Annotated in this window: 25 protein-coding genes and 1 tRNA gene; 11 read left to right on the top strand and 15 right to left on the bottom strand. The window is 35.3% G+C overall.

Annotated features, from left to right (window positions below):
• Positions 1 to 123: 123 nt before the first annotated feature.
• Entirely contained in the window at positions 124 to 1,812 is a 1,689-nt protein-coding gene (locus AC23MB_RS08355; RefSeq protein ID WP_487786984.1) for an ABC transporter ATP-binding protein, read from the top strand.
• 138 nt (positions 1,813 to 1,950) lie between these two features.
• Complete coding sequence (locus AC23MB_RS08350; RefSeq protein WP_312324532.1) at positions 1,951 to 2,286, top strand: DUF3276 family protein; 336 nt, start codon at positions 1,951 to 1,953, stop codon at positions 2,284 to 2,286.
• Between the two features lie 123 nt (positions 2,287 to 2,409).
• Here the strand turns inward: AC23MB_RS08350 and AC23MB_RS08345 are convergent.
• The 7 genes from AC23MB_RS08345 to greA all read right to left on the bottom strand — a co-directional run bounded on the left by AC23MB_RS08345 (position 2,410) and on the right by greA (position 8,359).
• Positions 2,410 to 2,483: transfer RNA gene (locus tag AC23MB_RS08345), tRNA-Met, on the bottom strand.
• 44 nt (positions 2,484 to 2,527) lie between these two features.
• On the bottom strand, positions 2,528 to 3,811 hold the full coding sequence (locus AC23MB_RS08340; RefSeq protein ID WP_374330511.1) for a TlpA family protein disulfide reductase: 1,284 nt from the start codon (positions 3,809 to 3,811) through the stop codon (positions 2,528 to 2,530).
• A gap of 48 nt (positions 3,812 to 3,859) precedes the next feature.
• A complete protein-coding gene (locus AC23MB_RS08335; protein ID WP_312324191.1) occupies positions 3,860 to 4,108 on the bottom strand; it encodes a signal peptidase in 249 nt (82 codons plus the stop codon).
• A 13-nt stretch (positions 4,109 to 4,121) separates the two neighbouring features.
• Positions 4,122 to 6,101 carry a T9SS type A sorting domain-containing protein gene (locus AC23MB_RS08330; protein ID WP_487786983.1) on the bottom strand — a complete coding sequence of 660 codons (1,980 nt, stop codon included), beginning with the start codon at positions 6,099 to 6,101 and terminating at the stop codon, positions 4,122 to 4,124.
• A 100-nt stretch (positions 6,102 to 6,201) separates the two neighbouring features.
• Complete coding sequence (clpX, locus tag AC23MB_RS08325; protein WP_313031337.1) at positions 6,202 to 7,380, bottom strand: ATP-dependent Clp protease ATP-binding subunit ClpX; 1,179 nt, start codon at positions 7,378 to 7,380, stop codon at positions 6,202 to 6,204.
• Between the two features lie 72 nt (positions 7,381 to 7,452).
• A complete protein-coding gene (locus tag AC23MB_RS08320) occupies positions 7,453 to 7,842 on the bottom strand; it encodes an HIT family protein (RefSeq protein ID WP_313031335.1) in 390 nt (129 codons plus the stop codon).
• Between the two features lie 49 nt (positions 7,843 to 7,891).
• Positions 7,892 to 8,359, bottom strand: a complete 468-nt coding sequence (gene greA, locus AC23MB_RS08315) for a transcription elongation factor GreA (RefSeq protein ID WP_079665972.1) — start codon at positions 8,357 to 8,359, stop codon at positions 7,892 to 7,894.
• Between the two features lie 104 nt (positions 8,360 to 8,463).
• On the opposite strand from greA, the gene AC23MB_RS08310 reads away from it, so the two are divergent.
• Positions 8,464 to 8,922, top strand: coding sequence for a hypothetical protein (locus AC23MB_RS08310; RefSeq protein WP_079665971.1), 459 nt, complete (start codon positions 8,464 to 8,466; stop codon positions 8,920 to 8,922).
• 9 nt (positions 8,923 to 8,931) lie between these two features.
• Positions 8,932 to 9,381, top strand: a complete 450-nt coding sequence (gene dtd / locus AC23MB_RS08305) for a D-aminoacyl-tRNA deacylase (protein WP_487786982.1) — start codon at positions 8,932 to 8,934, stop codon at positions 9,379 to 9,381.
• An 82-nt stretch (positions 9,382 to 9,463) separates the two neighbouring features.
• Here the strand turns inward: dtd and AC23MB_RS08300 are convergent, their stop codons facing one another.
• The 5 genes from AC23MB_RS08300 to AC23MB_RS08280 form a co-directional block, all read right to left on the bottom strand.
• A complete protein-coding gene (locus AC23MB_RS08300; protein ID WP_487786981.1) occupies positions 9,464 to 10,198 on the bottom strand; it encodes an SIMPL domain-containing protein in 735 nt (244 codons plus the stop codon).
• 60 nt (positions 10,199 to 10,258) lie between these two features.
• Positions 10,259 to 10,621, bottom strand: a complete 363-nt coding sequence (folB, locus tag AC23MB_RS08295) for a dihydroneopterin aldolase (RefSeq protein ID WP_487786980.1) — start codon at positions 10,619 to 10,621, stop codon at positions 10,259 to 10,261.
• Between the two features lie 304 nt (positions 10,622 to 10,925).
• The gene (nadA, locus tag AC23MB_RS08290) at positions 10,926 to 11,942 is read right to left on the bottom strand and encodes a quinolinate synthase NadA (protein ID WP_487786979.1); all 1,017 of its coding nucleotides are present in this window, start codon (positions 11,940 to 11,942) and stop codon (positions 10,926 to 10,928) included.
• Between the two features lie 18 nt (positions 11,943 to 11,960).
• Complete coding sequence (gene gmk, locus AC23MB_RS08285) at positions 11,961 to 12,524, bottom strand: guanylate kinase (protein ID WP_487786978.1); 564 nt, start codon at positions 12,522 to 12,524, stop codon at positions 11,961 to 11,963.
• Positions 12,525 to 12,597: 73 nt separating this feature from the next.
• Positions 12,598 to 13,455, bottom strand: a complete 858-nt coding sequence (locus AC23MB_RS08280) for a YicC/YloC family endoribonuclease (protein ID WP_487786977.1) — start codon at positions 13,453 to 13,455, stop codon at positions 12,598 to 12,600.
• Positions 13,456 to 13,703: 248 nt separating this feature from the next.
• On the opposite strand from AC23MB_RS08280, the gene lpxK reads away from it, so the two are divergent.
• The 4 genes from lpxK (at position 13,704) to dinB (ending at position 17,435) form a co-directional block, all read left to right on the top strand.
• Positions 13,704 to 14,729, top strand: a complete 1,026-nt coding sequence (gene lpxK, locus AC23MB_RS08275) for a tetraacyldisaccharide 4'-kinase (protein ID WP_487786976.1) — start codon at positions 13,704 to 13,706, stop codon at positions 14,727 to 14,729.
• Complete coding sequence (locus AC23MB_RS08270) at positions 14,713 to 15,528, top strand: purine-nucleoside phosphorylase (RefSeq protein WP_487786975.1); 816 nt, start codon at positions 14,713 to 14,715, stop codon at positions 15,526 to 15,528. The genes lpxK and AC23MB_RS08270 overlap by 17 nt, the downstream gene beginning before the upstream one ends.
• A 260-nt stretch (positions 15,529 to 15,788) precedes the next feature.
• Positions 15,789 to 16,316, top strand: a complete 528-nt coding sequence (locus AC23MB_RS08265; RefSeq protein ID WP_374329578.1) for a TlpA family protein disulfide reductase — start codon at positions 15,789 to 15,791, stop codon at positions 16,314 to 16,316.
• Between the two features lie 33 nt (positions 16,317 to 16,349).
• Complete coding sequence (gene dinB / locus AC23MB_RS08260; RefSeq protein ID WP_313031300.1) at positions 16,350 to 17,435, top strand: DNA polymerase IV; 1,086 nt, start codon at positions 16,350 to 16,352, stop codon at positions 17,433 to 17,435.
• Here dinB and AC23MB_RS08255 read toward each other — a convergent pair whose 3' ends face one another.
• A complete protein-coding gene (locus AC23MB_RS08255) occupies positions 17,436 to 18,092 on the bottom strand; it encodes a hypothetical protein (protein ID WP_313031295.1) in 657 nt (218 codons plus the stop codon). It abuts the gene before it with no gap.
• 50 nt (positions 18,093 to 18,142) lie between these two features.
• On the opposite strand from AC23MB_RS08255, the gene AC23MB_RS08250 reads away from it, so the two are divergent.
• The gene (locus AC23MB_RS08250) at positions 18,143 to 18,589 is read left to right on the top strand and encodes a hypothetical protein (RefSeq protein ID WP_374329581.1); all 447 of its coding nucleotides are present in this window, start codon (positions 18,143 to 18,145) and stop codon (positions 18,587 to 18,589) included.
• 41 nt (positions 18,590 to 18,630) lie between these two features.
• Positions 18,631 to 19,494, top strand: coding sequence for a glycoside hydrolase family 25 protein (locus tag AC23MB_RS08245; RefSeq protein WP_312323084.1), 864 nt, complete (start codon positions 18,631 to 18,633; stop codon positions 19,492 to 19,494).
• Here the strand turns inward: AC23MB_RS08245 and AC23MB_RS08240 are convergent.
• Entirely contained in the window at positions 19,471 to 20,370 is a 900-nt protein-coding gene (locus tag AC23MB_RS08240) for a carbohydrate kinase family protein (RefSeq protein WP_374329585.1), read from the bottom strand. The genes AC23MB_RS08245 and AC23MB_RS08240 overlap by 24 nt on opposite strands.
• Positions 20,371 to 20,562: 192 nt before the next feature.
• On the opposite strand from AC23MB_RS08240, the gene AC23MB_RS08235 reads away from it, so the two are divergent.
• Positions 20,563 to 22,458, top strand: coding sequence for an ABC-F family ATP-binding cassette domain-containing protein (locus tag AC23MB_RS08235; RefSeq protein WP_313031281.1), 1,896 nt, complete (start codon positions 20,563 to 20,565; stop codon positions 22,456 to 22,458).
• On the opposite strand, the gene AC23MB_RS08230 is transcribed toward AC23MB_RS08235, so the two are convergent.
• Positions 22,455 to 23,537 (bottom strand): tyrosine-type recombinase/integrase, encoded by a 1,083-nt coding sequence (locus AC23MB_RS08230; protein ID WP_374329589.1) that lies wholly within the window; start codon positions 23,535 to 23,537, stop codon positions 22,455 to 22,457. The genes AC23MB_RS08235 and AC23MB_RS08230 overlap by 4 nt on opposite strands.
• Between the last annotated feature and the right edge of the window lie 295 nt (positions 23,538 to 23,832).

The following is a 23,832-nucleotide window of genomic DNA, read 5'->3' as shown; positions in this document are numbered from 1 at the left end:
TGCAGAAAATATCATACCAACAAGGGCATTGTCGGTAACGAATTTGCCCAAAATCTTGAAAAATATTTTTCGTAAATTTACGGCCAAGTTTAGTCAGTTTTAATGCCTAAACAATTTTAAATAATGAATGCATTAAAAACCCTAAATCCTTATTTCTGGAAGCACAGAGTCCTTCTTTTTTGGGGATTTTTATTTATCATCCTTAGTAACTTTTTTACAATCTATAAAGTACAATTTGTTGGTCAAACGATTAACATCATCGAAGGTAATTACGACAACCTTAAACTTTCTAAAGAAGCAAGTCTTATCGACAATGTAAAAGCCAATTGGAGTTATTTCCGCATTATTTTTATCAATTCTGGGATATTGCTGGTTTGCTCCCTGTTATCTGGTTTTTTCACTTTTATGATGCGTCAAACGATTATCGTTGCATCTCGTCGAATCGAATATGAATTAAAAAATAAAATCTTCCGTCATTACGAAGATTTATCACTAACCGATTACAAGAAAACCACCATCGGCGATCTTATGAACCGCCTGAGCGAAGATGTTGTGGCCATAAGAATGTATCTAGGCCCTGGTGTTATGTATGTTGTCAACCTAGCAATTCTACTTATTATCACAAGTAGTTATATGTTAATGACCGATGTTGAAATGACATTTTGGACTTTAATTCCGTTACCGATTTTATCATTTGTGATCTACAAAGTCAGCAACATTATTAATCAAAAATCGAAAACCATGCAGAAGAGCCAATCTGCAATTTCGACTTTTGTCCAAGACAGCTTTTCGGGAATTCGTGTGGTTAAATATTTTAGCAAAGAAAAATATATTGAAAAAAATTACGGTATTAAAGTTAAAGATTATCAAGACAAAGCCTTAGATTTAGCAAAGACAGAAGCCTATTTTTTCACCATTATTTTATTTGTAATTGGACTTCTTAATGTCGCTATTATCTTTATTGGTGGCCAAAAATACATCGCTGGCGAAATGAGCGTTGGTACTATTGCAGATTTCTTTTTATATATTAATATCCTTATTTGGCCGTTTTCAATGGTTGGTTGGGTAACGTCAGTCAATCAACGTGCAGAAGCGTCTATGCAGCGTGTTAATGAGTTTTTAGACATGAAATCTGACATCGTCAATACAAACCATGAGAATTATTCTATAAATGGCGATATCGAATTCAGAAACGTTAGTTATACTTACCCGAATACAGGTATCAAAGCTTTGGACAATTTAAGTTTTAAAGTTAATGCCGGCGAAACTTTGGCGATAATGGGAAAAACAGGAAGTGGAAAATCTACCATCGCACTTCTTCTTGGTCGATTGATTGATCCTGATGAAGGAGAAATTTTGATTGATGGTAAAAATCTAAAAGATCACAATCTTGAACTTTACAGACAAAAAATAGGTTACATTCCGCAAGAGAGTTATTTATTTTCGGACACCATTGCATACAATATTGGCTTCGCGATCGATAATCCGGGAGAAGATTTGATTATTAAATATGCGAAAAAAGCAGATGTTCATAAGAATATTGTTGAGTTCAAAGATCAATACGAAACAATAGTTGGAGAACGCGGTGTAATGCTATCTGGTGGGCAAAAACAGAGAATTTGCATTGCTAGAGCCTTAATAAAAGACCCGCAAATTTTAGTATTTGACGATAGCCTATCCGCTCTAGACACAGAGACGGAGGAAAATATTCTACAAAACATTGAAAACGACCTACAATCTGCAACTTCAATCATTATAACGCACAGAGAATCAAGTGCAAAACGTGCAGATAAAATTCTTTATTTACCATAGAAATACTCTTAATTTATCAAAAAAAAAGAGTTTTTTTTTATGAAATTTCATTTTTATTTATAAATAATTCAAAAAACATTTTGAATTAAGCAGAATTCTATTATATTTGTTTACACAGATTTCAAAAATATCGTACAAATGAGTGAATACAAGGAACGCCACGAAAATGAAATTTTCACAAGGGTATTGAAGGCAGGTAGAAGAACCTATTTCTTTGATGTGCGCGAGACAAAAGCTGGAGATTATTATCTTACGATTACTGAAAGTAAAAAGAATTTCGGGGAAAACGGAGAGGCAACTTTTGAAAAGCACAAAATCTACCTTTACAAAGAAGATTTCAAGAATTTCCAAGACATGTTTAATGAATCAACCGATTTTATCATCGAGCAAAAAGGTGAAGACGTTATTTCTGAAAAACATGACAAGGATTACAAATCCAAATCTTACACTTTGGAGTCAGACGAAGAGGTCTAAGAATTACAAGAAAAGAGTTAAAGGCATCCAAAATCAAGTTTTAGGATGTTTTTTTATGCTTTTTCTGAAAATAAATTTCATCATACTGAAATAAAAAAAGACACTCTAAGAAGAGTGTCTTTGTAGCGAGGACGGGAATTGAACCCGTGACCTCAGGGTTATGAATCCTGCGCTCTAACCATCTGAGCTACCTCGCCGATTTTGTGGTGCAAATATAGAAAAAATTTGCACTCACACAAAATTATTTTAGATTAAAATATTCAAAAACTTGTGATAGTTGATCTGGCTTAGCCACAATTTTATTAGAACTATCTAATATAAAGTAAGTTGGCGTTGCATGCACATTGTAATTTTTTGCATACTCGCTGTACCAACCTTTACCGTCTGCAGCACTTACCCAAGGAAATTTCGATGCTAAATCCGAATACGATTTAAGATCTGCATCAATTGACAAACCGATAACTTCAACTTTTTTAGATTTTAAAGCTTGATATTTTTCAATAATCTTAGGAAGCTCCGCTGTACAATGCGAACAAGTTGATGACCAAACAATGATTACTTTATGATCAGCTTTAACGTCAGAAATCGATTTAGCTTTGGTATTATAGGCATTATAAAGTTTCGAATCTGGCAGTTTAGCACCAATTTGCAACTCTTCTTGACCTTTGATCGTACTCGCTAAACGATCATTAATAGTACATTTTAATTCTTTAGCTTCTTTAAGGTATTTATCCTTCATGTCCGCCATGCCATAAGTATCAAAAATATCGATTAACTCTGACAAAACAGTTTGTCCTCTTGGTGTTTCAATATCAACATTTTTTAACAGCTTATCGATGTCCGCATTAATATTGTCTTTACCCGCAGTGTTAAGATACGAGATCAAAATAGGTTTTAATAAAGAAGAAGTTTCTAAAAAGCCACCTGACTTTACAATAAAGTCGCTGTATTCTTGTAATGGTATGTTTTTATAGTCTGGATTATTAACATATCTAGACGCTGTCTCGTTATAATAGTTAATAAATGGAAAATTACCTCCAGTTTCAGGCGAAGATGACAAAGTTGCTATCTCTTTTTCTAAAGCTGAATAAAATGGATCTGTCGGCTTATAATAGTCTTTAATCTGTAAAAGTGCAGGATAGATTAATTCTTTTTTCTTTTGACCATTCTGTGACGTTTCAAAATACTTGTTAGCAGGATCTAAAAATGTCACTTGCTTTATGGCTTTATTTTCGACTTTATCGACAGTCAAGTTAATATCTTGATTTTCCGATGCCATTTGGATACTATTATTAGAAGGGAAAAGTACCAAACGCAACATACCTTTATAACTTTTAGGAACCGAAATACTAAGACTGTTGCCTTTTTTAGCTCCTTTTCCTAATAAAATATCTTTAGATCCGTCATACGCGAAAAGATATGCGTCATCGACTTGAAAATCAGAAGGCAAATTCGCATTAACTTTGAATTGTGCCGAAATGCTAGATGCTCCTAATAAACAAAGAGCCAATACGATGTTTCTCATCTTACAAATATAAAAAACTCACTGTAGATAAAGTGAGTTTTTATAATATTAAGACAATTTTAATTTTTTGCTACGTTTATAAAAGTAAAATACTAATAAAACCGCTGCTATAATTAGAATATATTCGTACATGTCAATTGGGTTTTTGGGCTTGCCTCCAGGACCAACGCCTCCGGCTCCACCACCTCCTCCTGCACCTGGTCGGGCTTCTGGCACAGGCGGCGCCATCTGCGCTAAAACGAATTGATTTGCACAAAAAAGCACCAAAGCAAGATATTTAAAAAAAATATTTTTCATATGTGTTTGTGTTTTACCTTATAATTTTACCATTAAATACTTCACCTTTTTCAGATGTTGCAGTTACAACATAGGTTCCGTTTAACTTCTGGATATCTAATATCAAATCTTTTTTCGTTGAAACTCTATTTTTTGATACTATCAATTTGCCACTTATGTCATACACCTTAACGTCTGCTTCATTCCATTTTGGATCAAAAAGCAAAACGTATTCATCAATACTTGGATTGTATGCAATCTTACATCTAGACATTTTAGTCTCATAATTTCCTAAAGTAGCATCATTAGGTTTATCATAATAAAGATTAAACTTATCTCCTGTTATGTCTAATATTTTCCCTTGAGAAATAGTTATCAATTCTGAAGAATCACTTTTCCGGATATAAAAAGCTTTACCTGATGATAATAAACTCTCGTTATCATCGATCATTTCGGCATCTTCTAGAATTTCGAATTTTAATGATTTAATATCATTGCTATACAGCTCCATTACAACTGGCTTTCCAGCAAAGTTAGTTTCGTTAGCTTCGTTAACATACAGCCAATATTTGTCGGACAAATTAGTATCCATACCTCCGTCTGGCTTTTCCTCATAGGTACCAATAATATCTATAGGTCCTGCTGTTACCTGAGAACTCACTTGGTTTAAATCCAACATACCTGTCTTAGCATCTGCATAGACAACATAATAGGTTCTTGACAATTCTTTCCCGTTAGCATCTAAAGCAATAACACCAAGTTGCTTAACAGTTGTTGCGGAAGCTCCTCTATCTGCGGTAACGTGATAACTGACATTTGCTGCGCGGGCTGTATATTTAAAACGTCTTAGGCTTTTAAAATTCAAATTATAAGACGCATCATCCGCACTACTTGCCAACTTTACGACAAAGGTTTGCATTGGTTTAATAATAGCATTATTAACATCCGCTACAGGAATCCCTCCAGCATAGGTAATATATCTTGCGTTAGTAGAATAAGTTGCACCATCGCTATCTGAAGTAACTTCTCCTGGATCGAATCTAATACCTTGTATGTTTGGAATAGCATTACCATCTCCTGTAGTAGCCGATTCTACAATTCCTATTTGACTTAAATCTAGGTTGGTTAAATATGGGTTTCCATATTGATAAAGATTTTTACCGAAGTTGGCTTTCAACCATGGATTGGTTCCAGAGGCATCAAAATTATCCTGAAGATAAGAATTATAAGTTTCTCCATGCAAATTTCTAACCTGTCCGCTGGTTCCATAATTAATACCAAGTCCTGCGCCATACAGCCTTGCAGTCTTAATTTCTGTATCGGCGATAGGTTTCCCTCTTACAATATAGACGCCATTTGTATAGCTAGGAACTGTTGCGTTATTCGCAGCATTTGGATTCTGAATTCCTACAGTTGGATTACTCGATGCGTCAAAATTACCTGAACCTAATGCAATATATTCTAATCCAGTTGAAGTTTGTTGATTTACTGAAAAAATATCGAATCTTGGTTTTGGGTTATTCCATTTTAGGATTTCATTTTTTGACCATCTTACATCAGAAAAAGTTTTTCCAAATTCAGTATTTAATGTCGATAAAATTTTCCCATAAAATGGCAATGATAGTTGTTGATAAGTACCATGTTTTCTCTCACGATACTCTTTATCTACTATACCTTTTATATTATCTTGTTTAAAACCTTCTATATACAACTGCCCATAAGTATTGTTGGAAGCATTATTCATTCTCAGAATTATATTCCCTCCATTACTCTTGACACTTCCGTTGGTATCGAATGTCTCGAAAGTATTATTGACTCCTCCCTCAATCATAACATTGCCAGACACATCGAGAACACCTGAACCAACCGTACGCATACTAAGATCTTTGCTATACACTAATGCGCCTTCACTTACTTTAAAATAAGCTTTATCTCCAATATATGTGAAGTTATCTTGAGCTTGCATCTGCCCTATAGATACTAAAGCGCCTATAGTTAATAAGGTTTTTCTCATGATCTACAAAATTGTGTTATGTGTTTTTATCAATTGCAAAATTATGTTTTTTTTTCTACTTCTTAAAATTATCTACCTACAAATCAATAGATTTAATAGATTATAATTTTATATCATCTTCCTCAACGACAATCTCATTTTGAGCATCAATATCGTACATATAATCTTCTAAAACTTTTTCCGTTGTACCACGAAGTCCTCTAGCGCCAAGTCCCTTTTCTACGGTATCATCAACTATTTTTTCAATAGCTTCATCTGTAAAACTTAGCTTAACACCATCCATCTTAAACAATTCTACAAATTGATTAATAATAGAGTTTTTTGGCTCTTTCATAATTCTAACCAAAGTCTCCTTAGTCAAGCTATCCAAATACGTAATAATCGGGAAACGTCCCAACAACTCTGGGATAAGACCAAAGGACTTTAAATCGATTGCATTAATTTGACTTAAAATATAATCGTCTTCCTCAACTTTGTTAAGTTTTTCTGAACTAAAACCAATAGCTTGTTTATTAAGTCGTCTTTCGATAATTTCTTTAATACCATCAAAAGCTCCACCTGCAATGAAAAGGATATTCTGCGTATTAACTTGAATGTATTTTTGATCAGGATGCTTTCTTCCTCCTTGTGGCGGAACATTAACAATACTTCCTTCCAATAGTTTTAATAAACCCTGCTGCACACCTTCACCAGAAACATCTCTTGTAATACTAGGATTATCAGACTTACGCGCAATCTTATCAATTTCATCGATAAAGACAATACCGCGTTCTGCTTTTTCAACATCATATTCTGCAACCATAAGAAGTCTAGACAAGATACTTTCCACATCTTCCCCAACATAGCCTGCTTCTGTCAAAATCGTTGCATCTACGATACAAAAAGGAACGTTAAGTTGCTTTGCAATCGTTTTAGCCAAAAGTGTCTTCCCTGTCCCAGTCTCACCAACCATTAAGATATTTGACTTTTCAATCTCTACTTCACGATTTTCGTCTTGCTTATGAAGAAGTCTTTTATAGTGGTTGTAAACGGCAATAGACAATTGCTTTTTCGCCTGATCTTGCCCAATAATATATTCGTCTAAGAATTCTTTTATCTGTTTTGGTTTTGCAAGTTCTTCCATTGTAAAACCAGCATCGCCCATTTGCTTTACACTATCTTTAATAATGTTATGCGCCTGCTCGATACAGTTTTCGCAGATAAAACCATTTTGTCCAGAAATCAGTGTTTGTACTTCATTTCGTTTTCTTCCACAGAAAGAACATTGATTAGGATTCATATAAAATTGTGTACTTTTCTTTTTAATAATTAATGAAAAAAAAGAAGCATTTGCGCTTCTTTTAAAACTGATTTATGCGTTTTTAATCGCGTCTTTTATCGTTTGATATTCTTCGGCAGAAAGCTTAAGTCGCTCATTTCCGAAGTTAAGGTCTTGCATAGCGTTGAGTGGCACAAGATGAATGTGCGCATGCGGAACTTCCAGTCCAATAACCGCAACGCCTACTCTTTTGCAAGGAATTGCTTTTTCAATTTTTTTAGCAACTTGCTGTGCAAAAGCCCAAAGATTTTTGAATTCTTCTGAATCTAAGTCAAAGATTAAATCCACTTCTTTTTTAGGAACAACCAATGTATGTCCTTTTACTAAAGGCATTGCATCCAAAAAAGCGATAAAATTGTCGTCCTCTGCTACTTTGTAACTTGGGATTTCTCCGTTAATGATTTTTGTGAAAATTGAACTCATAATTTTAAAAGTATTTTACTTCTACAAATATCAAACCGTTTAATAAAAATTACAGGCTAATTTCTAAAATATCAAAAGTCAACTTATTCCCGTTAGGAAGTGTAATCTCAGCAACATCGCCCACAGCTTTCCCTAAAAGACCTTTTGCGATTGGTGTATTAACAGAAATCTTCCCTGTTTTCAGGTCGCTTTCATTATCTGGAACTAAAGTGAATTTTTGCTCCGCTTTAGTAGCATGATTTTTAAGTCTAACTGTTGTCAAAATTGAAACTTTTGACGTATCTAGCTGGCTTTCATCGATAATCTTTGAAACCGAAATAATATCTTTAAGTTTAGAAATACGCATTTCTAACAGTCCTTGCGCCTCTTTAGCTGCGTCATATTCTGCATTTTCAGAAAGGTCACCTTTATCTCTTGCTTCTGCAATCTGTTGGGTAACTTTTGGTCTTTCAATAGTTTCCAATTGCTCAAGCTCTGCTTTCATTTTATCTAAACCTTCTTTCGTAACATAACTCATGTCAATAATTTTTTAACGTTGATATAAAAAAATTATCCGACCTTTGCCGGATATAATTTTTGTTGTGTTGATTCGTTTTGACAAATATATAAATTAATTTTGATATGAAAGTGAATTTAAGATATTTTGGGCTAATTATTTTTCTGGTTTTCAGTAATTTATTCATTATCAACTCTTGTAGCGACAGAGCCGAAACGGTTTCTTGTTTTCCGCAATCTCAGATTAATGTAAGCATCAACACTAACCTACCTTTATACTATCCAGTTACAATACAAGGTGGATGGGTTTATGTTAACGAAGTGGGCGCTGGGACACGAGGTCTTATCATTGCAAACACCGCAAATGGTTACAAAGTCTATGACAGAAACGCACCTCATATTTGTCCAGATGGCGACTCAACGGTGTTACGAGTTAAAGACAATACAACTATTGTTTGCGATAAAGATGGCGCTGAATGGATGTTGAACGGGACACCTATTAACGACAAATCCAAAGGTCTTCCTCCCAAAACCTATCCTTTTCATTACGAACCATCAACAGGCGTTATTTCTATTTATTATTAAACTTAAACTATGAAAATTGTTATCCAGCGTGTGTCTGAGTCTTCTGTAAAAGTTGACGAAAAAATTGTTGGCGAAATCGGAACGGGATTCATGCTTCTTTGCGGGATTGATGAAGTTGATGAAAACGAAGACGCAGATTGGCTTGTTAAAAAGATTTTGGATTTAAGAATTTTTGGGGACGAGGAAGGCAAACTGAATCTTTCTATAAAAGACATCCAAGGCGAAATCCTTTGTATCAGCCAATTCACTTTAATTGCTGATTATAAAAAAGGAAATCGTCCCTCTTTCATAAAAGCTGCAAAACCAGAGAAAGCCATACCATTATTCGAGCATTTTAAAGATGAATTAAAAAAATCTGGCTTAAAGATCGAAAGCGGTATTTTCGGCGCCGACATGAAGGTTGCTCTCATCAATGATGGACCTGTTACGATTGTCATGGACAGCAAGACGAAAATCTAGTTGCTGGTTTTTAGTTTTTAGAAAAATCAATTCCTAATTCCTAATTCCTAATTCCTAATTCCTAATTCCTAATTCCTAATTCCTAATCAACCTGATATTCCAGTTTAATGGTGATTGTCGCTTCTTTTTCTTTTGAAGACGTGTTAAATGTACCGCCATAAGAATAATCCTCGTTAGAATTAGGTGCCGTAATTTGGATAACGCCCATCGTCGCTTTTTTCAAGCTTCCGAGTGAGCTTCCCGCGTTGTCGGCAATTTTTTCGGCGCGTTCTTTAGCATCTTTGGTTGCATCTGCAATCATCTGCTGCTTAACTTCAGCTAATTTGGTATAAAAATATTGAGGTGTTGAAGAAGTGAATTCAATGCCACGATTGATAATTTCGGTGATGTTTCTAGAGATATTTTCAATTTTTCCAACTTCTTTGGATTCGATGCTAACGCTTTGTGTAAGATTGTATCCGGAAAATTCTCCTTGAACATAATTACCATTGGAGTCGTTATAACTTCTAAAATTCTTTTGAATATCAACCGCCGAAAAAACCATTTCGTTGTCCTTAACGCCTTTTGATTTTAGATATTGAGCAATCACATTTTTATCAACCGCTAACTCGTCATACGCCGATTTTAAGTCAAAATTATTTTTTGAAAAACTTCCTGACCAAGTAATTAAATCTGAAGTAAATTTCTTAGAACCCAAACCAGTAACCGAAATCGTATTGTCTGCTTTGTTCCTATTTTTGATGGCGTTGCCGAAGAAGATCGTTGCGATAATCAGGCCTAAAGCAGCGATACCAACTGTGATGTATTGTGGTTTCATAACTTAATATTTTTAGTGCAACATGTTAGCAACAAAGTTTGTTCCATTAAAAAAAAAATGTTAAGAAATCTGTTTTTCCATTTCGATGCTGACACCTTGCATTTCGCCACGCATTGGTGGACGGGTTTTGGTTAATTTTATTTTGATAAAACTGAGTTGTGGAAAAGCAATCTCTAACTTTAAAATAATTCTGCCAATAACATGTTCGAGTAATTTTGAAGGAATATTCATCTCTTGATGAATAATCTCGTTGATTTCGGCGTAGTTAATTGTATCAAGCAAATCATCGGATTGCGAAGCTTTTTCTAAATCGGCATGAAGTTCGGCATTGACAATGTAGTTGGTTCCCAAAATTGTTTCTTCTGGCAACACGCCATGAAATGCGTAAATTTTTATGTTCTCAAGAATAATTTTTGAATGCATAGTTTTTTAGGGTTTGGTTGTTGGTTGTTGGTTTTTAGTTTTTTGCTTAAGATTAAAATAATTCATAATTCATAATTCATAATTCACAAATCTTAATCATCGTAAAACTAAACAAGTTTTGTCGATTTCTCAACAAAACTTGTGAATTTTCCTACTTTGGGACGCAATAGGGATGGCAGCGGCATCCTTGGGAGCGGAGCGAGGCGTCGGAGCGTAGCGGAGACGACCGAGCGAAGCGCTCCAAGATACAGCGAACAGCCCGACCGCTAGCTTGGATAAAGCCTTGGTGCGGGATTGCCCAAATTTATTTTATCGTTTTCGAAAGTTCTAGCATCGCCTCGATTGGCTTTAGCGCTTTCAGGCGTAATTCTTCTTCAATTAAAATCTCTGGAAGTTCGTACTTCATGCATAGATAAAGTTTTTCCATCGTGTTGCGTTTCATGTAAAAACACTCGCTGCAATTACAAGATTCGTCAAACACCAAAGCTGGAATCAAGTCTTTATGCGGCGCACGTTTTTTCATCTCGTGAAGAATTCCTTCTTCCGTCGCAATGATGAATTTTTGACAATCGTCCTTCTCAACATAATTAAGCAAAGCCGAGGTCGAACCGATGAAATGCGCCAACTTTAGGACAGCTTCTTCACTTTCTGGATGCGCAATTAATTTTGCATCTGGATTATCTGCCAACTGTTTTGCAATTCGCTCCATCGAAAATGCTTCGTGAACGATACAACTTCCGTCCCACAAAATCATATCGCGACCTGTCTTCTGCGCAAGATAACGACCTAGATTTTTGTCTGGTGCGAAAATAATTGGTTGGTCTTTTGGCAACGCATTGATAATGGTTTCAGCATTAGAACTTGTCACGATAATGTCACTTTCTGCCTTGGTTTCTGCATTACAATTGATGTAAGTCGCCACCAAAGCCCCTGGATGTTGCTCGCGCATCGCACGAAGACCTTCGCCACTACAACCGTCTGCCAAAGAGCATCCCGCCAAAGTATCTGGCAAAACTACTTTTTTGGTTGGGTTAAGAATTTTTGCTGCTTCTGCCATGAAGTGTACACCACAGAAAACAATCATATCGGCATCCGTATCTTTTGCCTGACGTGCCAATTGAAGCGAATCACCCAAAAAATCTGCGATGTCTTGAATCTCAGCAGGCTGATAATAATGCGCTAAAATGACAGCGTTTTTTTCTTCTTTTAGTTTTAAAATAGCGTCCACCAAATCTTGACCTTGTGGAATCGCAATATCTTTTATATCCAAAAAACCTTTAATTGGCATGCTGGATTTTGCTTTTTCTAATGTGTTTTCCATATCTTTTTGTGTGATTAATTAAGAATTAATAAAGTCCTGCAAAATGCTTTCCATTTCTTGCGTCGCTATTTCTAGATTATCGTTGACAACAACTTTATCAAATTGAGTTTGGTAAGTCAATTCTTCTTCAGCCTTTGCTACACGAGTTTTGATAACGTCTGGCGCATCGGTTCCGCGTGTTGTTAATCGGCGTTCTAGTTCTTCGATACTTGGTGGTGCAATGAAAATTGACAAAGCTTGTTCTCCAAAAATCTTTTTTAGGTTAACGCCGCCTTTAACATCGACATCAAAAATAACAACTTTTCCGTTCTTCCAAATACGTTCTACTTCTTCTTGCAACGTCCCGTAAAACTTGTCAGTGTAGACTTCTTCAAACTCTACAAAAGCATTTTCGGAAATCTTTTGACGAAACTCATCTGGGCTTAAAAAGTGATAATCAACACCATGTTTTTCTTCACCACGTGGCGCTCTTGTTGTGCACGAAATCGAGAATTGCAAATCTGGAAAATGTGCTAAACAATGCTTTACCAATGTGGTTTTTCCACTTCCTGATGGTGCCGAAAATATAACTACTTTATTCATTTTTAAAATTATGAATTATGAATTATAAATTAGGAGCTGACTTAAAAATCACTCATAATTTATAACTTATAATTTACAAAACATTAAGGGTTTGTTCTTTAATTTTTTCGAGGTCGTCTTTCATTTCGACAACCAATTTTTGAATGGCTGCGTGATTAGCTTTCGATCCTAAAGTATTGATTTCGCGTCCCATTTCTTGAGAAATAAAACCTAATTTTTTACCATTAAAATCTTCATTCTCCATCACATCCAAATAATATTTAAGATGTTGCGCCAATCTCACTTTTTCTTCAGAAATGTCTAACTTCTCTGTGTAATAAGCCATTTCTTGGTAGAAACGTGTTTCGTCAACATTTTCAAATTCCTTTAAAGTATTCTGATAACGTTCTTTTACAGCCGTAATTCTTTCTTCTTCATATTGCGGAACTTGCGATAATTTAGCTTCTATACTTTTTACATTCTTTCCTAATTCATCTTGAAGAATTGAACCTTCTGTTGTCCGAAATTCCAAAAACTTAGAAATCGCCTCATTAACGATTTTTAATAAGAAATTCCATTCTTCATCACTAAGATCAGCAGTTTTGTTACTAATAGCTTCTGGCATTCTAACCGCCATTTGCAAATAATCTATTGCATTAGCACCAGGCGAAATCTCGCCAAGTTGCGTCATATACGATTTTACAATCTCTTTATTAATATTAACATCGTTGCTGTCTTCGAGATTTTCGCAATTGATGTAGCAATCAACTTTTCCGCGAAGTAATTTATCATTCAGCAATTTTCTAATATCAAACTCTTTTTCTTTATAACGAATCGGCACTTTAATATTAAGGTCGAATGTCTTGCTGTTGAGCGACTTGATGTCGATGGTCAGCTTTTTTCCTTCGAAAACACCTTCTGCACGACCAAATCCCGTCATTGATAATACCATATCTGCTTTTCTTATTATAATGCAAATATAATGATGTTAGTTGAAAAGGCTTCTAAAGATTATTTTAATTATTAAACTTAATAAACCTTTATATCGAATGATTTGCTAATTAAACATTTAACAAGAATGTTAACCAGCAATTAAATAACCATAGTATAATTTAATTTTATATTAAAATGACAAATATTAACCTCTAAACGACATTTTCCTATTGATAAAACCAATCGATTATTGTATTTTTGTCGGCTATGAAAAGATGGTATCTTTACCCTTTTTCCCTTGGTTATCATCTCGGAACTTCGATTAGGAACCGAATGTTTGATTGGGGATTATTTTCTTCGAAACGATTCAAAACTCCTATCATTGGTGTAGGTAATCTTTCTGTTGGCGGAAGTGGAAAATCGCCAATGGTGATGTATTTGGCAGCTTATCTGTCCAAATATTATCGCACGGGTGTACTTTCGCGTGGCTATGGTAGGATGACAAAAGGCTACAATGTGGTTAACTACGAAAGTAACTACAAAACTGTTGGTGACGAGCCCATGCAATTGTTCGAACGTTTTAAAAATCGTTTCGTTATCGGCGTTTGCGAAGACCGTGTTTTCGGTGCAAAAAAATTGATCGAAGACATGGACCTTAATGTTTTAGTTTTGGATGATAGCTTTCAGCATCGTGCGATAAAACCAGGACTTAATATTTTGTTGACAGTCTATAATGATCCGTATTTTAAGGATTTCATTTTACCAGCTGGTGATTTGCGAGAAAGTCGCCGTGGTGCAAAACGTGCCGACATTATTATGGTTACCAAATGCCCAGATAATTTAACGGAGGAAAAAAAACAATATTACATTTCAAGAATAAAACCACAACATTATCAGAAAGTATTTTTCTCCTCTATAGAATATGACGAAAATGTCATGAGCATTGATAAATATATGCCGGTCAAAAATCTGGATTATTACGATGTACTTTTGATAACTGGTATCGCCAACCCCACACAAATTGTAAAAGAAGTCGGCAAATATTCTAAAAAAGTAAAACATCTTAAATACAAAGACCATCACAATTTCTCCGATGATGACATCAAAAAAATTGTGGCAGAATATAAAAAACTTGGCGAATATAAGATGATTTTAACCACAGAAAAAGATTATGTAAGACTCAAAACGTTTGATTACTTACGTGACAAAATCTTTTATTGGCCAATTAATGTAGAAATAGACAATCAAGAAGCGTTTAATCAAATAATCAACGATTATGTTAGAAAAAATTAAAGAAACTGCAGCGTTCGTAAAAAATATTATCCAAGACACACCAGACTATGCAATCGTATTAGGCTCTGGCCTTGGGAAACTTCAAGACGAAGTACAACCGATACACACAATCGAATATTCGGACATTCCTAACTTCCCGCAAGTAACTGTTGTTGGCCACGGTGGCAAGTTAATCTACGGAATGCTCGAAGGCAAAAAAGTCTTGATGATGAGTGGTCGTTTCCATTATTACGAAGGTTATCCGATGGAGACTGTGACCTTTCCTTTCAAAGTTTTCCATTTATTAGGAATCCAAAATCTATTGTTATCAAACGCTTCTGGTGGCGTTAATCCTAACTTCCAAGTTGGCGACATAATGCTCGTAAAAGATCACATCAACATGATGCCAGAACATCCATTGCGAGGCAAAAACATCGACGAGCTAGGCCCTAGATTTGTGGATATGAGCGAAGCTTACAACAAAAAAATGTTACAAACCGCTAACAACGTCGCTAACGAAAATAACATCAAAGTGCACGAAGGTGTTTATGTAGGATTACAGGGTCCAACGTTCGAAACGCCGTCCGAGTACGGATTAGTACGTTTCATCGGTGGTGATGCCGTTGGTATGAGCACGGTGCCGGAGGTTATTGTTGCAAAACACATGGGGATGGACGTATTCTGCATTTCGATTATTACAGATTTGGGCGGTCCCGAAATCGCTTTCGCAGTATCGCATGAAGAAGTGCTTAATGCGGCTAACAAAGCCATGCCAGACGTTATCAAAATCGTAAAAGGTGTGGTTAAAAACTACAACTAAAAGTTTTTAAATCATAATATAGATGTACTCACATTTTTGGGTGCATTTTTTTTGGGCGCCATTTCCGCCTACGGTTCCCGCTTTTGTAGTCTTGATGCGCGGCGACGAAGTCGCCGCGCATCAAGACTACAAAGAGCTCCACCTACGTCGGGGCGCATATCCCAGGTTCTTACCCAATTTGGGTGATAGAATTTAATTATCATTTAATAAGAAATATCAATCCAATAATTCTTTAATTTTGCAGCACAACAATTATAGCAATGAAGAAGATTTTTAGCATCTTAAGTATATTTATTCTCGTTTTGGGCTACTCACAAAAGATACCAGCAGTTAACAAAACTATATTTAGCAAAGAAGCTTTAGCAGAAAAGATGCAAGACGAAAACGGAAATTCAATTTCTGTTAAAGACATTCTAGATCAGTATAAAGGAAAAGTTATCGTCATTGACTTTTGGGCAAGTTGGTGCAAAGATTGTCTTTTGGCCATTCCAAAATCTAATGAATTGGCAGAGAAAAATCCAAATATTCAGTTTTTATATTTTTCGTTGGAGCGTAACAAAGAAGCTTTTGATCGCAGCATCGAAAGATTTAACATGAAAGAAAAAGAAAATTTTTGGTTCTCATCTGGCTGGAAGAATTCATTTAATGATTATATCGAGCTTAACTGGATTCCGAGATTTATGGTGATTGACCAAACTTCCAACATTGCAAAATATTATGCAATTTCACCTGAAGATCCAGACATTCAAACTACAATTGACAAACTCATAAAACCAAACTCAAATTAACATTTGAGTTTTTTTATTTTCTAAATTTGCGACATGACTTCAAGCCAACGAAAAATTATTCACGTTGACATGGACGCTTTTTATGCGTCTGTGGAGCAACTCGATAATCCAGACTTGAAGGGTAAACCTATTGCCGTTGGTGGTGGACATCGCGGTGTGGTTGCTGCTGCCAGTTATGAAGCACGAAAATTTGGCGTTCGATCGGCGATGCCAAGTAAAACGGCGAAAGAAAAGTGTCCACATCTTATTTTTGTACCGCCGAGATTTCCGCGATACAAGGAAGTTTCAAAAAAGATTAGAAGCATTTTCTACGAATACACCGACCTTGTCGAACCTTTATCTTTGGACGAAGCTTACCTAGACGTCACCGAAAACAAAAAAGATATCGAATCTGCTAACCAAATCGCTAAAGAAATTAGACAACGCATTTTTGAAGAAACAGGACTGACGGCTTCCGCTGGAATTTCTGTGAATAAATTTTTAGCTAAAGTCGCTTCGGACATTAACAAACCAAATGGACAAAAAACCATACATCCACAACATATAGAAAAATTTTTGGAAGAACTTCCCGTAGAAAAATTTTATGGTGTTGGAAAAGTTACTGCTAACAAAATGTTTGGTCTGTCAATTTACAAAGGTGCAGATATCAAGAAAAAAACATTGGAAGAGTTGACCAGACTTTTCGGAAAGTCGGGACAATATTATTACAATCTTGTGCGAGGCATCCATCGTAGCGAAGTCAAACCTAATCGAATCCAAAAAAGCGTTGCCGTAGAACGAACATTTTTTGATGATTTATCCGACGAGCAACAGATTGACGACAAACTAAAGAGCTTGAGCGAAGAATTACAAAACCGACTTTCGAAACATCAAATTCTTGGTAAATCTTTAACTTTAAAAATTAAATACAAAGACTTTTCTTTGTACACAAGAAGTTTTACTAAAACCGAATATTACCAATCGAAAGAAGATTATTATCGCACCGCAAAAAATTTGTGGAAGCAACGACCTTTTGACCGTGCTGTACGACTTTTAGGATTGTCACTTTCTAATCTTAATACCGAAGAAAAAAAGCAAGTTTCTATTCAGTTGAAAATTCCGTTTGAGGATTTAGATTAATTATTGCAAATCATCATAAGTCACTTCTCGATTCACGAGAATATTTTGATAAGTCAATTCTGATGTTTTATTTTGTCCGGTCGTGATGATTTTCGTCGGTAACAAAATCCCATCAAAGCTTTTATAATCCCAGAAATTTTGATTGCCTTCCGAGGTTTCAATTTTACAAAGAAGCTTTGTTTGTTTGTCAAAATAGATGTTGGAATCCGATTTTACAAGAACATAAAATTGCTGTTGTCCGCTCTTTGCTTCTTCAACTTTATTAAATTCATTAGCATCAAACTCTAACGCTGCAATCAATTTTCTTTTTTGTAATTTTTGAACAACAGGCTCCGACATGGCTTCGCGATGATCACCTTGACTAACATAACCGAATTTCCCATCAAAGAACTGGATTACTTCCTCATGTCCCAATTTCTGTGTCTTCTTAAAAATATTCGGAGCAATCCAAACTTCAGTTCCAGCATAACTTTTAGAATCAACCGTCAAGATGGTTTGCATTTTCAGATATTTAACTTGCTCTAGCTTTGCAAGTCCGCCCAAGGCTTTATAATATTCAGAAATTATTTCGTTAGAAGTCGGAAGTTTTTGGCTGAAAAAACTACAACTAATTAGCAAGAAAAGAACAATTTTAAGTTTAGAAAAATAGGAATTCATAGAATCATTAAGTAGTTTTGTCGGTCAAAAATCTTTCAAATTTATAAAAAATGTCCATTAATAAGCCCGAACTTCGTCAACATTTATTGGAAATTTTAACCCAAAAAATTCTAAAACTCGAACAACTTATCGAGGATACTCGGGCATCTAACAACGATACCAAAAGCAGTATGGGCGACAAGTATGAGACAAGTCGAGAGATGTTGCAACAACAAATTAACAATCTTCAACTTCAATTGAACGAGCTTAAAAGTCAACATAATTTAGTAAAAAACTTAAACATTACTGATAAAAAAGTAGTTAGTCTTGGCAGTTATGTTGTGACTTCTTTATCAAAATTTTTCATCGCCGTTTCTTTGGGAAAAATAAAATTTGAGAACGAAAAACTTTATGTGATTTCTGATAAAAGTCCGATTGCGTTGGCGCTTCATAATCATAAAAAAGGCGATGTCATTTCGTTTAATGGACAAAAAATTTCTATCACCGAAATTTCTTAATTCAAAATGTCAATCAAGAATTCTTTCGTAGTTTTGCGCCGATGAAAAAAGCGATTCCTAACCAACGAAAATCACGAAAAAAACAACTTGAACGCCGCCAATTGAAAAAGAAAATCATGTGGTGGTCATTGGCTTTTGCGATACTTGGGCTTTTAGGAACAGGTTTTTATTTAAAGGAGAAAATTCACTTTTATTATTCTTCTTACTTTAACAAATTTCATCACAAAAAACTAAAAAACACGAAAGAGGAAGAAGCGCGCATCAACCGAATAATTGGTGATTATGCAACGCAAACTTTTGGATTTGATATATCACATTATCAAAATAAAGAAGATATCAAATGGGATAGTTTGAGCATTGGCAATAAAACGATTCCTTTAAAATTTGTGTTACTTCGCGCCACAATGGGCAATAAAAAATCGGACAAAAATTTTGAACATTTTTGGGAACAAGCTAAAAAACATGAGCTTCTTCGTGGTGCTTACCATTTTTATCGACCAGATGAAGATCCTATTTTGCAAGCCAATTCTTTTGTTTCGGTTGCTAAATTAGAATCGGGTGATTTGCCGCCAGTTTTGGACATCGAGAAAATGCCTCGTCACAAATCGAAAGAACAACTTATTAAAGATTTAAAACTTTTTGTGAAAATTTTGGAAGATGCTTATGGTGCAAAACCGATTATTTACACCTATTATCATTACAAAAAAGATGTTCTCGCAGACGAATTTGATGATTACACACTTTGGTTAGCCAACTATAACGACGTCCCAGCGCCTTCTCCCGAAGACAACTGGAAATTCTGGCAATTCACAGAAAACGGAATTGCGTATGGCATCAATGTAAAAGTCGACCTCAATGTCTACAACGGAAGTTACTGGTCGCTACGACAACTGACCTTGGATTAATTTTAAAACTTCGTCCTTACTTATTTTGGAAGTTGGTCCTTTTTTAGTGGCTGCAACGGCACCAAGAGCATTCGCAAAAGTTAAAGCTTCGTTGTAATCTTCTTCGGTTTCACAATCCATAATTTTTGAAAGTAGCGCTGCTAAAAAATTATCACCAGAACTTATCGTATCAACGATATCAACTTCGAAACCTGGATGAGAATAAAGTTGTTCGCCTGTCAACAAAACCGCGCCATTTGTCCCACGAGTAACACAAATTTGTGCTGTCTCGGAATACTCTGACAAAAATAAAATATTAAGTTCCAAAGACTCATTGTCAGCGCCAAGATGTTTAGCGAGATAGCGCAACTCAGCTTCATTCAATTTAATAAGATCAGCTTTACGCATCAATTTTACAATCTCGTCCATATCGCAAAACGGATTCCGTACATTAACATCAAAAACTTTATATTTCGCAATATCAAGGAGTTTGTACAAACTATTTTTAGAAACTTCGCTGCGCGCTGCCAAGCTTCCGTAAACAAAAATATCAGCAGCAGAAACCGCATTTACGATCTCATCTGTCAATTCGATATGATCCCACGCTGCAGGCGATTTAACATCGTAGACCGCTTCGCCATTATCATCAAAATGAACAATTGCTTCACCAGTTGGGAAGTTTTGATCAATCTTGACATAGACACCAGTAAGATTTAGATTTTGAATATTTTGTAAAAGTGTACGACCTTCGGCGTCATTACCGATTTTAGAAACGATACGCGACGGTACACCAAGGCTAGATAATCTAGCAGCAACTTGCAAAGGAGCCCCACCAATTACTTTCCCACTCGGGAAAATATCCCACAATACTTCTCCGAAACAGATGGCTTTTCTCATAGGTTAAATTTATTCCTAAGATAGCATTTTTAAAATATGTTTAGCATTTAATCTTTCAATTCTAACATTTTTTAACAATTTTAAAGATAATTAAACATTTAATAACAGAAATAATAAACAAGTATCGTTTTTACTAAGACTAAATACTTTATAAAGCCGAATTAAAACAATTCTTATTCGTATTTTTGGGCTATGAATTACGTGACGGCAGAACATCTTTCGAAATCTTATGGTTTGAAAGTTTTATTTGAAAACATCAGTTTTAACATCAACGAAGGCGAAAAAATTGCGATTGTTGCCAAAAATGGTAGCGGAAAATCGACACTTCTCAAAATATTAATGGGAAAAGAAATTGCCGACCAAGGTTCTGTCCTTATCAATAAAGACATCCAAGTCGTGCTTTTTGATCAAGAAATTAGCTTTAATCCAAATCTCACTGTGGAAGAGTTTATGATGACTTTGGATTCGGCACCGATTGTTGCGCTCAAAAATTATCATTTGTCTTTAACGTCTACCGACCACGATTTCATTGAAAAAGCACTTCTCGAAATGGAAGCGCATAAAGCTTGGGATCTAGAAAATGAGATGAAACAAATCTTGTCTCAGCTTCAGATTACGGATCTTTCTGTCCAGATGGGAAAACTCTCTGGTGGACAGGTGAAACGTGTTGCGCTTGCAAAATTATTGACAGAAACAAGAGCCGAACATCGTCACGTTCTTTTGATTATGGATGAGCCAACCAACCACCTCGATGTAGAAATGGTCGAATGGCTGGAGAATTATCTGTCTAAACAAAAGATTACGTTGCTGCTTGTAACGCATGACCGCTACTTTTTGGATTCGGTTTGCGATACGATTTGGGAAATGGAAGACGCGCAATTGTATATTCATAAAGGTGGTTATGCTACTTACTTGGAGAACAAAATGATCCGTGAAGAAAACTTGGACGCGACCATCGATAAAGCCAACAACCTTTATAGAAAGGAACTAGAATGGATGCGTCGTCAACCAAAAGCTAGAACTACAAAATCTAAAAGTAGAATCGATGCTTTCTACGACACCGAAAAAGTTGCTAAAACCGACACTAGAAAACAAAGTCTAGAATTGGATTTTGAAATGCAACGACTTGGAAAAAAAATTCTTGAACTTAAACATATTGACAAAGCTTACGGCGATAATGTGCTTTTAAAAGATTTTAACTATCAATTTCAAAGAAGTGAAAAAGTTGGAATTGTTGGTAAAAACGGTGCCGGAAAATCGACATTGTTAAACATTATTCAGAACCTTGAAAAGGCTGATAGTGGAACAATAGAGACTGGTGAAACGATAAGTTTCGGTTACTTTTCGCAAAAAGGATTAGCCTTTAAAGAAGATGAACGTGTTATTGATTTTATTAAAGAAAAAGCAGAATATTATCCTTTAGCAAATGGTAGAAGTCTTTCTGCTTCTCAGTTTTTGAGACTGTTTTTATTTGATGATCAAACGCAATACTCGCCAATTTCAAAACTGTCTGGCGGCGAAAAACGTCGTCTACATCTTATGTATGTTCTTTATCAGAATCCAAACTTCTTGATTTTTGATGAGCCTACTAACGATTTGGATTTGCCTACATTAACGGTTTTAGAAAACTTCTTGTTGCAATTCCAAGGTTGTTTAATTATCGTTTCTCACGATCGTTACTTCATGGACAGAATCGTTGACCATGTTTTAGCATTTGAAGGAAAAGGTAAAATAAAGAACTTTGTCGGCAACTTCACAGAATATCGTGAATGGAAAAAAACGCAAGATTCTGAAACTAAAAAACTAGATGAAGCTAAATCTAAAGTGAGTGTAGAACCTGTTTCTGCGCCATCGCAACCAAAAGTTTCTAAAAAGAAATTATCCTTCAAAGAGCAACGTGAGTTAGAACTTCTGGAAAAAGAAATGCCAGAATTAGAAAAGAAACGTGATATCATTTTAGAAGCTCTAAATAACGAAACCGATTACGATAAAATCGCAGGACTTTCTAAAGATTTAGAAGTAATTTCGGAAAACCTAGAGACGTCGGAAATGCGATGGTTAGAGCTACAAGAGATGTTAGAATCTTAGAGCTTTTTATTCATCCGATCCAAAGGCGAAACAACATTAGAAATGCTCTTATCCGTAACTTCGGTATAGATTAACGTCGTTTTGATACTGTTATGTCCAAGTAATTTTTGTATTAAAGAAATATCCGTTCCGTACTCTAACAAATGCGTGGCGTAGCTATGTCTCAAACTGTGTATACCAACTTGCTTATTGATTTTTGCTTTTGTCATTGCTTGTTTGAAAACCGATTGTGCACTACGTTTCGAGTACTGACCGCCATGCTCACCCTCAAAAAGATAATATTTAGGACGAAAATCCTTGTAATATTGACGTAGCTCATTAAGAATAGATTCGGGCAAATTAACATAACGATCTTTCTTACCCTTACTTCGCTCGATAAAGACTTTAAGCTTGACACCATCAACATCTTGAACTTTTAGATTAATGATTTCACTAACCCGAAGTCCCATTCCATAACATAGTTTTAAAATTAAAAGATGTTTAATATTTGTCGTAACTTGGAATAGTTTGTTAATATCTTTCTCATTCAAAGCCTTAGGCAAAATAGATGCTTTCTTTGGTCTAGGTATGTCAACGAAAAATTTAGTTCGGCCAAGTACTTTCTCAAAATAGAATTTAATTGCATTCATCCGACTATGTATCTGGTTTTCGGATAGCCCTAAAACTTTATGACAATAAAGAAAATAGCTACGTAACTTTTCCTCACTAAGATCTTGCACTTGGTAATCACCAATAACCTTCAAAAGTTGAGAAAACTCACCTGTATAGGTACGAATGGTACTTTCAGAAAAGGCCTTTAAAGCAAGCTGATCTTGTAAACGGCACAACTCAACTCTATTATTAAAACTTAAAGATTCTACCAGCTTTCTGCCATTATAATTCGATTTAAAACCAAGCAAAAATCGTGAATAATTACAATCTTCAACATAGAACATATTAGACTCGAGGTCAATACTATATTCAATCCTATCTTTCAGAGCTTCACTCACAACATCGGTAACATAACTCCCTAGCCAAATAACTTTAATATTGTTAAGGCTACCATAACGAGGAAATTCATTAAAATTGTGAGATTTCATTTTATACAAAATATTATGACTAAAGATAATGAAAACCAAACAATTAACAAATGACTTCTTGATTATTCTCTAGTAGCTCTTTCCCGCTTTCACTACTCGCTTTTTTATGCCGAGCTATTGCATCTGCTTACAAAAAGAGCTCGAACAAGCCGTTCAATCGGGGCTAGTTTTTTTAGTTAGTGTAAGCTCCCCATTTTCAGTACACTTCAAAAGTAGAATTTTTTCTTGATTTTTTACTGCTGTTGTTGTCGGATGTAGAAAAGTGAGCAGGAAAAGTGCTGGCCTTAGCCTGGGC

The organism is Soonwooa sp. T0.1_25, assembly GCF_057652215.1.
This window is presented reverse-complemented; position numbering and strand designations above follow the sequence as displayed.